Below are 10991 nucleotides of genomic sequence, written 5' to 3'. Positions count from 1 at the left end.
TTTCTATATAAAAAAACATATTGGGGCCTTAGCTCAGCTGGGAGAGCGCCTGCCTTGCACGCAGGAGGTCAGCGGTTCGATCCCGCTAGGCTCCACCATACATATAAACATATAACCTTTAAGCAAATTGCTTAAAGGTTTTTTTTGTGCAGTTTCTACAAATTAGAATTGTATATATATTCAAAAAAGTGTCGAGTTGAGCCATCGCTCATTTAGCCGTTACAATAAGAGAGTAGCAACATTGGTGATGGGGGGACATATTATGAATAAGCTTTCAATTATTGGAGTACCAATGGATTTAGGTCAAACTCGCCGAGGGGTGGATATGGGGCCAAGTGCGATACGATATGCAGGTGTTATTGAACGCATCGAGAATATTGGCTATAGTGTAGAAGATAAAGGGAATATTGAAATTGCCTTAGCTGAACGAGTACATAGTGATGAAAAGACAAACTTAAAGAATTTAAAAGCTGTAGCGGATGCTAGCGAGAGGCTTGCTCAGACCGTAAGTGATGTTATTACAAATAAAAGGTTTCCTTTAGTGCTAGGGGGTGATCACAGCATCGCTATCGGAACACTAGCAGGAGTAAGTCGCCATTATAAAAATTTGGGCGTAATTTGGTATGATGCACACGGAGATTTAAATACAGCAGATACGTCTCCTTCCGGAAATATTCACGGTATGCCATTGGCAGCAAGTATAGGTATAGGAGACGAAGCATTGACTCGAATTGGTGGCTATACACCTAAAGTCAAGCCCGAAAATATTGTGATTATCGGAGCCCGTTCTTTAGATGACGGAGAAAAAGAGCTAATAAAGGAAAAAGGGATTAAAGTGTATACGATGCATGAGATAGATCGAATGGGTATGACAAAAGTAATGGAAGAAACAATTTTATATTTGCGTGATAAAACAGATGGCGTTCATCTATCACTCGATTTAGATGGACTGGATCCACATGATGCACCTGGAGTAGGAACGCCAGTTATCGGTGGAATAAGCTACAGAGAAAGTCATTTAGCTATGGAGATGTTAGCAGAATCTCAGCTAATCACTTCTGCCGAGTTTGTCGAAGTGAATCCTATTTTAGATGAACGAAATAAAACAGCTACCGTAGCTGTTGCATTAATGGGCTCACTTTTAGGAGAAAAATTAGTATAAAACATTAGTATCTACCAAAAGGTACATGAAACATATGTGAAGATAAAAAAAAGAAGCTCTTAGTTTGGATTCGAGAGCTTCTTTATATAGAGAAAAATTTTTCATATTCATTTAATAAACCATCTAGCTCTGAACTTACTCTCACCACTGTTAATGATGATAAAGGATTTTCTGCTGCAAGAGTGACCATGTTATTTCTACATTCTTCAATTTGATTCAAAAGGTTTTCTTTTGTATGAGTCAAGCTTTCCACTCCTCTTCTTTTCATCTATACTAATTACATAACCTACGTAAGATCTTTTTAAACGTATTTGACAAATTTTTGTTAAAATAATTAAGCATAAGTGAAACTTTATGATAAAGTACACGTATATATACTATCCCGCAATGGGCGGAGGTAACCGTTACATGGATTTATTATTAAAAAGAAAAATAAAAAAGTAAAAAAAGGTGACCAGGATGCGTTTGCTGACATAGTAGAATATCACAAGGATAAACTTTTTCATCTATGTTATCGAATGCTAGGAAACCGGGAAGAAGCACAAGACGCTGCACAAGAAGCGTTTATTCGAGCCTATGTAAATATTCATAGCTATGACACGAGTAAAAAGTTTTCCACCTGGTTATATCGAATTGCTACAAATCTTTGTATTGATCGAATTCGTAAAAAAAAGCCAGACTATTATTTAGATGCAGAAGTAGCCGGGACCGACGGGTTAAATATGTACTCTCAAATAGCTGCCGATCAGGCCTTACCAGAGGAAGAGCTAGAGCAAGTAGAATTGCAAGAATTCATTCAGTCGGAAATATTAAAGCTACCTGAGAAATATCGAACTGTCATTGTCCTAAAATATATAGATGAGCTGTCGTTAAAAGAAATCAGCGATATTTTAGACCTGCCTCTTGGTACGGTAAAGACTAGAATTCACAGAGGACGTGAAGCTTTAAGGAATCGACTTCGCCACTTGTAAGGAGTGAACTAAGAATGAAATGTCCAAAAATATATGTAAACCTCATTCATGAGCATTTAGATGGAGATATTACAAAAGAAAATGAAATGTTATTAAAAGAGCATTTGCATCGATGCAAAGGTTGTCAGCAGCATATGCATCAGTTAAAAAGAACCATTGCATTTGTGCAAAGCACTTCTCATATAGAATTACCTATGAACTTTACAGCAGGTGTTATGGCTGGGTTACCACGTGAGAAGAATCGAATTCGAATGAATAGATGGTTTACAAACCATCCGATTCTTAGTGCAGCTGCTGTATTTGTGCTGTTAATGTCCGGCACGGTGTTTTCAGCTTGGGAAACGGATGAAGACTTTTCTGTTTCAAAGCAGCCGAACCTGGTCATTCACGATAAAACAGTCGTTGTACCAAAAGGTGAGACCGTCAAAGGTGATATTACTGTGAGAAATGGCGATATTAAAATTGAAGGAAAAGTAGATGGAAACGTTACTGTTATACATGGTGATAAGTACCTAGCTTCTGCAGGAGAAGTGACAGGCAATATTGAAGAGTTAGACAAGATTTTTGACTGGGTATGGTATAACGTCAAAACTCATGCCAAACAAGCTGTTGACTTTTAATAGTTGAAACATAAAGCCGTCCGCTTATCTTGTTAGAGAGGAACAGTGGACGGTTTTATTTATATAAAAAGAAGGCTACATTATATATAGGAACAAGGATTTAAAAATAAGATGTAATTTACAGTGTAATTTTGTTTTATGGTATAATAAAACGGTTATGTTATCTTTATTACATATATAGAGGAAGTGAGAAGATGCCTATTGGAGACCTGCCAATCCTCTCATATTTAGGAAAAATTGTTGATGTTCTCCTGGTATGGTTCGTCATATATAAATTAATTATGGTCATAAGAGGTACAAAAGCAGTACAGCTTTTAAAAGGAATCACGGTAATTTTAGTTGTCCGCTTTATAAGTAACTTCCTTGGACTAAATACGCTGCAATGGTTAATGGACCAAGCGTTAACGTATGGTTTTTTAGCTATCATTATTATTTTCCAGCCAGAGCTGCGCCGAGCGCTTGAACAGCTTGGGAGAGGACGTTTGTTTTCACGAAGTAATTTGCCTGAAGAAGATGAACGTACCGTTACGATTGAGGCTATTATAAAAGCAACGCATTATATGGCTAAAAGACGCATAGGTGCATTGATCTCAATCGAAAGAGAGACAGGGATGGGTGATTATATTGAAACAGGTATACCACTCAACTCTAATATTTCTTCTGAATTATTAATCAACTTATTTATACCGAATACACCACTTCATGATGGAGCGGTTATTTTACAGCGGGATCAAGTAGCCGCTGCAGCATGTTACTTACCTTTATCTGAAAGTCCTTTTATTTCAAAAGAATTAGGTACTCGCCATCGTGCTGCTGTAGGAATAAGTGAAGTAACAGATAGTGTGACTGTCATTGTATCTGAAGAAACTGGAGGCATTTCCGTTACCAAAAACGGTGAATTGTATCGTGAATTGACAATTGATACATTGAGAGAAATGTTAGAAAAAGAATTAGTCACAACTTCTAAAGCAACTTCTTCCACTCGTTGGCAATGGAGGTTGAAGAAGAATGGATAAATTGATGAATCGATCGTGGGTTATGAAAATTATCGCGTTGCTGTTAGCCTTCATGTTATATTTATCTGTTAATTTAGATGATGGTGCCAGTTCATCAAATAAAATTCTGAACCGAAGCAGTTCTGCCAACACTGGAGTAGAAACATTAACAGACGTTCCGGTTCAAGTATCCTACAATGAGAAGAACAGAATTGTAAGAGGTGTTCCGGATACGGTCATTATGACACTGGAAGGTCCTAAAAATATTTTGGCTCAAACAAAGCTACAAAAAGATTATCAAGCTTATATTGATCTTGATAATTTAAGCTTAGGGCAGCATAGAGTCAAGGTTCAGTATCGAAATATCTCTGATAATTTAAATGTAGTGGTTAAGCCTGATATTGTAAACGTAACAATTGAAGAACGCGATTCAAAACAGTTTTCAGTAGAGGCAAGCTATGATAAAAACAAAGTCAAGAATGGATATGAAGCAGGGGAAGCAACCGTTAGTCCAAGAGCCGTCACGGTAACGGGCGCATCAAGTCAATTGGATCAAGTTGCTTATGTGAAAGCTATTATTGATTTAGATAATGCTTCAAAAACAGTGACAAAACAAGCAACTGTTGTCGCACTAGACAAGAATTTAAATAAATTAAATGTAACAGTTCAACCAGAAACGGTCAATGTAACAATTCCAGTGAAAAATATTAGTAAAAAAGTGCCGGTTGATGTGATTCAAGAAGGCACGCCAGGCGACGGTGTCAACATTACGAAGCTAGAGCCTAAAACAAATACAGTGAAAATTATCGGTCCATCTGATTCTTTAGAAAAAATCGATAAAATTGATAATATTCCAGTCGATGTTACCGGTATTACGAAATCTAAAGATATTAAGGTGAACGTCCCTGTTCCAGACGGAATAGATAGTGTAAGTCCTAAACAAATTACCGTTCATGTAGAAGTAGACAAACAAGGTGATGAGAAAGACGCAGAAGAAACGGACGAAAGCGCAGATGAGACTAAGTCATTTAAGAATTTACCGGTTTCTTTAACTGGTCAATCCTCAAAGTACACGTATGAACTGCTTTCTCCTACTTCAGTAGATGCGGATGTAAAAGGACCAAAATCTGATTTAGATAAATTGACGAAAAGCGGCATTAGCTTGTCAGCGAATGTAGGGAATTTATCTGCTGGGGAGCACACGGTCCCTATTATAATAAATAGTCCCGACTCTGTTACATCAACACTATCGACTAAACAGGCGAAAGTTCGTGTAACAGCGAAAAAACAATCAGGGACAAATGATGAGCAAACGGATAAAGAAACAAGTGGAAGCACGAGCGATAAAGAAACAAAGCCAGACACGGGAACTGGATCAGGAACAAACCCTGAGACGGGAAATTCAGGTGATTCAACTGATAAACCAAGCGAAGAGACTGACACACCTGAAGACAATACAGATACACCAACAGATAATACAGAAACTGGTGACGATAGTAGTAATCAAAGTGATGAAAATTCTACACCCGTAGATGGACAGACAGATAATACATCAGGAAACTAAATGTTTTGACATGAAGGAGAGAAAATTAATGGGTAAGTATTTTGGAACAGACGGAGTACGAGGAGTTGCCAATAGTGAATTAACTCCTGAGCTTGCTTTTAAAATTGGACGTTTAGGTGGTTACGTTCTAACAAAAGATGCAGAGCGACCAAAGGTATTAATCGGACGCGATACACGCGTTTCTGGTCATATGTTAGAAGGAGCGCTTGTTGCAGGCTTGCTTTCAATTGGTGCAGAAGTTATGCGATTAGGCGTTATTTCAACTCCAGGGGTAGCGTATTTAACAAAGGCACTTGGCGCACAAGCAGGAGTCATGATCTCTGCTTCACATAACCCAGTTCAAGATAACGGAATTAAATTCTTTGGTCCAGATGGATTTAAACTGTCAGATGCACAAGAGAATGAAATTGAAGCGTTAATAGATAGTGAAACAGATCAATTACCAAGACCTGTTGGCGGAGATTTAGGTCAGGTAAATGACTACTTCGAAGGTGGACAAAAATATCTTCAATACTTAAAACAAACGGTTGATGAAGACTTCTCAGGTATTCATGTTGCATTAGACTGTGCGCACGGAGCAACGTCATCTTTAGCAGCACATTTATTTGCAGATTTAGATGCGGATATCTCTACAATGGGGGCATCACCAAACGGATTAAACATCAATGACGGTGTAGGATCTACACATCCGGAAGCATTAAGTGCCTTCTTAAAAGAAAAAGGAGCGGATGTTGGGTTAGCATTTGATGGAGACGGAGATCGTTTAATCGCAATCGATGAAAAAGGTGAGATTGTAGACGGTGATCAAATCATGTTCATTTGTGCAAAGTACTTATATGAACAAGGACGTTTAAAGAAAAATACGCTTGTTTCTACTGTTATGAGTAACTTAGGCTTCTACAAAGCACTAGAAGCTAGCGGAATTGAAAGTGCACAAACTGGTGTAGGCGACCGTTATGTAGTAGAAGAAATGAAAGCTAATCAATATAACCTAGGTGGAGAACAGTCAGGTCATATCATTTTCTTAGATTACAACACAACAGGTGACGGTATGCTTTCAGCTATTCAGCTTGTAAACATTATGCAAGCAACGAAAAAGCCTTTATCAGAATTAGCAGCTGAAATGAAGAAATATCCTCAGCTTCTTGTAAATGTAAAAGTGACGGATAAGCATCATGTTACAGATAACGAGAAGGTAAAAGTGGTTATTGAAGAAGTGGAAAAAGAAATGAACGGTAATGGCCGAGTACTTGTACGCCCTTCAGGAACAGAGCCGTTAGTACGTGTTATGGTTGAAGCACAAACACAAGAAGAATGTGAAACTTATGTAACGCGTATCGTAGAAGTAGTAAAAGAAGAAATGGGCTTAGAGTAATTCATTAATTATATGCATAAGCGGTGACGTTTCAAGCCGCTTATGCATATTTTTATATTGTTGAGAAAAATTCTTGGAAATTATCTGATGCTAAAGGCTGTTTTTACAGATAGTAAAGAAGATAATTGACGTTTTCTCACTTCTTATTGTAATATTAAATCTGTTCGTCTCTTAATTTATGTAAAGGAGTGAACAATCTAGTTTAAAAGTGAATACAAAGCGCCTGAACTAAGTAAAGGGACGGAAACGACTTAGTTGACGAGGAGGAGGTTTATCGAAGTATCGGCGGATGCCTCCCGGTTGTTGATTATCACGGCCGAAAACTTGATGTGAAAAACAATGAGGTGACTTATTGGACAAAAGCATTGAGATGATAATCATTGATGATGAAAAGAGACTCTCTTTTCATACATGAAGGAGGATTTTATCTATGTGCGGAATTGTAGGATATATTGGAACAGAAGATTCGAAAGAAATTTTATTGCGTGGTCTTGAAAAGTTAGAATATCGCGGCTATGACTCAGCAGGTATTGCAGTTGTTAACAATGAAGGCGTACACGTATTCAAAGAAAAAGGCCGTATTGCAGAATTGCGTCAGGCAGTAGATAACAGTGTTTTAGCACCAGCAGGTATCGGTCATACGCGTTGGGCAACTCATGGTGTACCAAGCCAAGAAAATGCTCACCCACATCAAAGTACATCTGGACGCTTCACACTTGTGCATAACGGTGTAATTGAAAACTATGCTATTTTGAAACGTGAATATTTACAAGATGTAACGTTCAAAAGCGAAACGGATACAGAAGTAATCGTTCAGTTAATTGAAAAAATCGCAGCAGAAGGCTTAGGTGTAGAAGAAGCGTTCCGTAAGACAGTAAGCTTGCTTCACGGTTCTTATGCACTAGCTCTTGTTGATAACGAAGATAAAAATACAATCTACGTAGCTAAAAACAAAAGCCCGCTTCTTGTAGGTGTTGGCGAAGGATTTAACGTTGTAGCGAGCGATGCTATGGCAATGCTTCAAGTAACAGATCAGTACGTAGAATTAATGGATAAAGAAACAGTAATTGTTACAAAAGAAGGCGTAACAATTAAAACGCTTGATGGTGAAGTGGTAGAAAGAGCACCTTATACAGCAGAGCTTGATGCAAGTGATATTGAAAAAGGTACGTACCCTCATTATATGTTAAAAGAAATTGATGAGCAGCCTTTAGTTGTTCGTAAAATCATTCAAGAGTATCAAAATGAGAACAATGAACTGCACATTGATGCAGACATTTTAGGAGCAATGGATGAAGCAGACCGCATCTATATCGTAGCATGTGGAACAAGCTATCATGCAGGCCTAGTAGGTAAACAATTCATTGAAACGTGGGCGAAGGTTCCGGTAGAAGTGCACGTAGCAAGTGAATTCTCTTATAACATGCCGCTTCTATCTGAAAAGCCATTGTTTATCTTTATCTCTCAAAGTGGAGAAACAGCTGATAGCCGTGCAGTATTAGTTCAAATTAAAGAACTAGGTTACAAAGCGTTAACAATCACAAACGTTCCGGGATCAACATTATCTCGTGAATCTGATTATACGTTATTACTTCATGCAGGTCCGGAAATTGCTGTAGCATCAACAAAGGCTTATACAGCTCAATTAGCGGTCCTATCAATTCTAGCAGCTGTAACAGCAAAAACACGCGGCATTGAATTAGAATTTGACTTAGTTCAAGAGTTAGCAATCGTAGCAAACACAATGGAAGTACTTTGCGACGACAAAGAAGAAATGGAAAGCATTGCTCTTCAATTCTTAGCAACAACTCGCAACGCATTCTTTATTGGACGTTCTGTTGATTATTATGTAGGCTTAGAAGGTGCGTTAAAACTAAAAGAAATCTCTTACATCCAAGCAGAAGGATTTGCTGGAGGAGAGCTTAAGCACGGAACAATCGCTTTAATTGAAAACAATACGCCAATTATTGCATTAGCAACACAAGAGCATGTAAACTTAAGCATCCGTGGTAACGTAAAAGAAGTAGTAGCACGTGGAGCTAATCCTTGTATCATTTCAATGAAAGGATTAGAAACAGAAGAAGATCGCTACGTGATTCCGAAAGTTCATGAAACACTTTCACCACTAGCAGCGGTTATTCCTTTACAATTAATCTCTTACTACGCTGCACTGCACCGCGATTGCGATGTAGATAAACCACGTAACTTAGCTAAATCAGTTACTGTAGAATAATAAGGTTCTAGACACCCTTCTGCTATAGAAGGGTGTTTTTGTATGTCTGAGAAAGAGAACAAACAACGTTTATGCTAGAAGTCTCATTGAGTTAAAAAATATATTTGCTTGCTCCATTTATTTTATATAATGAAATAGGTAAAGGAACGAACCTCAGCTATTAAAAAGGATGTGGAAAGCATTAGTGGAGTGACTCAAAGTATAAAGTACGTGTTGCGAGGCATCTTTTTTGTCTTATATTTTCCCTTTTATTTTGTATTTCAAGTCTTTTGTAAAGTATGGATATATTTCATCGCTCAGCCCCTCATGTGGATAGGGAAAAGAATCCTTCAACCGGTCATTTATTTTATTTGGATATACATCATACGTTTTCTGTTCGTCTACCCTATTTCTTGGCTATGGAATGAGATAATATATCCTTTTATTCTCTTCGTTTGGAAACGATGTTTTTTGCCTATAACTAGATTTATATGGAGATATGTCGTCTACCCTATTTTGTATCTAATTTGCTACCCCTGTTATCTGTTATGGAAATACCTTGTGCTGCCTTTTTACAATGAAATTATTCTTCCTGTGCTTTCATTCTCTCAGCGTATCTTTTTCTGTTTCTGGAAGGGATTTAAGTGGATTGGAATTCATATAATCTATTACCCTTTAAGATGGTTTTGGGTGACATGTATATATAAACCGCTTAAAAAAATATATATCAAAATCATTCAGCCTGTTCTCAAATGGTTTTCTCATTTATTTAGTTAACGAAATATACCAAAATATTGCTTTTCTTTTTTACGTATTAAACTCGAAAGATAAGAGGGAATTGATGTATAATAAAAACGGATATATCATTGCCTATTTATTTTATTAGATTCAATTTTGAAAGAGAGTGAAACAATATGGGCCGTAAGTGGAACAATATTAAAGAAAAGAAAGCGTCAAAAGATGCTAATACAAGTCGTATATATGCCAAGTTTGGCCGTGAGATTTATGTGGCTGCGAAACAAGGCGAGCCAGATCCAGAATCAAACCAAGCGTTAAAAGTTGTATTAGAACGCGCGAAAACATACAATGTGCCAAAAGCAATTATTGACCGTGCGATTGAAAAAGCAAAAGGCGGATCAGAAGAAAATTACGATAATCTTCGTTACGAAGGTTTTGGACCAAATGGATCAATGGTTATCGTAGATGCTCTTACGAATAACGTAAACAGAACAGCTTCAGACGTGCGTGCTGCCTTTGGTAAAAATGGCGGTAATATGGGAGTAAGCGGATCAGTAGCGTACATGTTTGATCCAACAGCTGTTATTGGTGTAGAAGGTAAGGATGAAGAAGAGACGCTAGAACTGTTAATGGAAGCAGATGTAGACGTGCGTGACATTTTAGAAGAAGAAGATTCTGTAATTGTTTACGCTGATCCGGATCAATTCCATGCGGTACAAAAAGCGTTCAACGATGCTGGTATTACGGAATTTACAGTAGCTGAGCAAACGATGCTTGCTCAAAATGATGTAACTCTTCCTGAAGATGCACAAGCTCAGTTTGAAAAAATGATTGATGCATTAGAGGACTTAGAAGATGTGCAGCAAGTATATCACAACGTTGATTTAAGATAATAGTGAAAGAGGCAGACAGACCTATCAAAGAGGTTTGTCTTTTTTTATAGGCCGTGTGAAAAGCATCCATTGACCCTTTCCCTTCGTTTGGAATATGGTAAGATAATGAATTAAGAATAGAAAATAGTAGAATTTTATGAGGAATAAATGGAGGGAAAGCAGTTGAAAAAATTAATGGTGGGGATGGCGTTAACAGCTACGCTTGCAACGGCTGTAACGCCTGGCTTTAGCTCAATTGGGAGAAATCAAGAAAAGGCATATGCAGCGACAGTTACATATAAAGTAACGGCAAGCAAGCTCAATGTGAGAAGCGGAGCGGGAACGAATTACGGGATTATCGGCAGCGTAGTGAAAGATCAAACACTATCTGTGGTGAGTAAAAGCGGAAGCTGGTACAAAATTAACTACAACGGCCGCACAGGCTATGTGAGCAGCGATTATGTACAGTCATCAGGAACAGC

General features: G+C 37.8%; 10 protein-coding genes and 1 tRNA gene. 10 read left to right on the top strand and 1 reads right to left on the bottom strand.

Annotated elements, in window-relative coordinates; translation table 11 throughout:
* Positions 1 to 22: 22 nt before the first annotated feature.
* Together N178_RS25210 and rocF are read left to right on the top strand one after the other, a co-directional pair.
* Positions 23 to 98: transfer RNA gene (locus N178_RS25210), tRNA-Ala, on the top strand.
* 164 nt (positions 99 to 262) lie between these two features.
* Positions 263 to 1162: an arginase gene (rocF, locus tag N178_RS25205; RefSeq protein WP_045295586.1), complete on the top strand. Its 900-nt coding sequence runs from the start codon at positions 263 to 265 to the stop codon at positions 1160 to 1162.
* Between the two features lie 82 nt (positions 1163 to 1244).
* On the opposite strand, the gene N178_RS26485 is transcribed toward rocF, so the two are convergent.
* A complete protein-coding gene (locus tag N178_RS26485) occupies positions 1245 to 1415 on the bottom strand; it encodes an aspartyl-phosphate phosphatase Spo0E family protein (RefSeq protein ID WP_223260213.1) in 171 nt (56 codons plus the stop codon).
* 163 nt (positions 1416 to 1578) lie between these two features.
* Between N178_RS26485 and sigW the strand changes: the two genes are divergently transcribed.
* From sigW to N178_RS25585, 8 genes are all read left to right on the top strand, one after another.
* Positions 1579 to 2133: an RNA polymerase sigma factor SigW gene (sigW, locus tag N178_RS25200; RefSeq protein ID WP_045295585.1), complete on the top strand. Its 555-nt coding sequence runs from the start codon at positions 1579 to 1581 to the stop codon at positions 2131 to 2133.
* Between the two features lie 14 nt (positions 2134 to 2147).
* Positions 2148 to 2753, top strand: coding sequence for an anti-sigma factor family protein (locus N178_RS25195; protein WP_045295584.1), 606 nt, complete (start codon positions 2148 to 2150; stop codon positions 2751 to 2753).
* A gap of 194 nt (positions 2754 to 2947) precedes the next feature.
* Entirely contained in the window at positions 2948 to 3769 is an 822-nt protein-coding gene (gene cdaA, locus N178_RS25190; RefSeq protein WP_013054971.1) for a diadenylate cyclase CdaA, read from the top strand.
* Positions 3762 to 5312 carry a CdaR family protein gene (locus tag N178_RS25185; RefSeq protein WP_045295583.1) on the top strand — a complete coding sequence of 517 codons (1551 nt, stop codon included), beginning with the start codon at positions 3762 to 3764 and terminating at the stop codon, positions 5310 to 5312. The genes cdaA and N178_RS25185 overlap by 8 nt, the downstream gene beginning before the upstream one ends.
* A 28-nt stretch (positions 5313 to 5340) precedes the next feature.
* On the top strand, positions 5341 to 6687 hold the full coding sequence (glmM, locus tag N178_RS25180; protein ID WP_045295582.1) for a phosphoglucosamine mutase: 1347 nt from the start codon (positions 5341 to 5343) through the stop codon (positions 6685 to 6687).
* A 430-nt stretch (positions 6688 to 7117) separates the two neighbouring features.
* Complete coding sequence (gene glmS, locus N178_RS25175; protein ID WP_045295581.1) at positions 7118 to 8920, top strand: glutamine--fructose-6-phosphate transaminase (isomerizing); 1803 nt, start codon at positions 7118 to 7120, stop codon at positions 8918 to 8920.
* Positions 8921 to 9813: 893 nt separating this feature from the next.
* Positions 9814 to 10530, top strand: a complete 717-nt coding sequence (locus N178_RS25170; protein ID WP_045295580.1) for a YebC/PmpR family DNA-binding transcriptional regulator — start codon at positions 9814 to 9816, stop codon at positions 10528 to 10530.
* 162 nt (positions 10531 to 10692) lie between these two features.
* Positions 10693 to 10991, top strand: a 299-nt coding sequence (locus tag N178_RS25585; RefSeq protein WP_237758609.1) for an SH3 domain-containing protein, incomplete at its 3' end; no start/stop codon positions are given.

The sequence above is a fragment of the Priestia aryabhattai B8W22 genome, assembly GCF_000956595.1.
GTDB classification, from domain to species: Bacteria; Bacillota; Bacilli; order Bacillales; family Bacillaceae_H; genus Priestia; species Priestia aryabhattai.
The sequence above is the reverse complement of the archived record's forward strand: the minus strand, read 5'-3'. Positions and strand labels throughout refer to the sequence as shown.

Bases quoted from the DNA above. Each gene is read 5' to 3' on its own strand.
- rocF (WP_045295586.1), top strand. From the start codon at position 263: ATGAATAAGCTTTCAATTATTGGAGTACCAATGGATTTAGGTCAAACT.
- N178_RS25195 (WP_045295584.1), top strand. From the start codon at position 2,148: ATGAAATGTCCAAAAATATATGTAAACCTCATTCATGAGCATTTAGAT.
- cdaA (WP_013054971.1), top strand. From the start codon at position 2,948: ATGCCTATTGGAGACCTGCCAATCCTCTCATATTTAGGAAAAATTGTT.
- N178_RS25185 (WP_045295583.1), top strand. From the start codon at position 3,762: ATGGATAAATTGATGAATCGATCGTGGGTTATGAAAATTATCGCGTTG.
- glmM (WP_045295582.1), top strand. From the start codon at position 5,341: ATGGGTAAGTATTTTGGAACAGACGGAGTACGAGGAGTTGCCAATAGT.
- glmS (WP_045295581.1), top strand. From the start codon at position 7,118: ATGTGCGGAATTGTAGGATATATTGGAACAGAAGATTCGAAAGAAATT.
- N178_RS25170 (WP_045295580.1), top strand. From the start codon at position 9,814: ATGGGCCGTAAGTGGAACAATATTAAAGAAAAGAAAGCGTCAAAAGAT.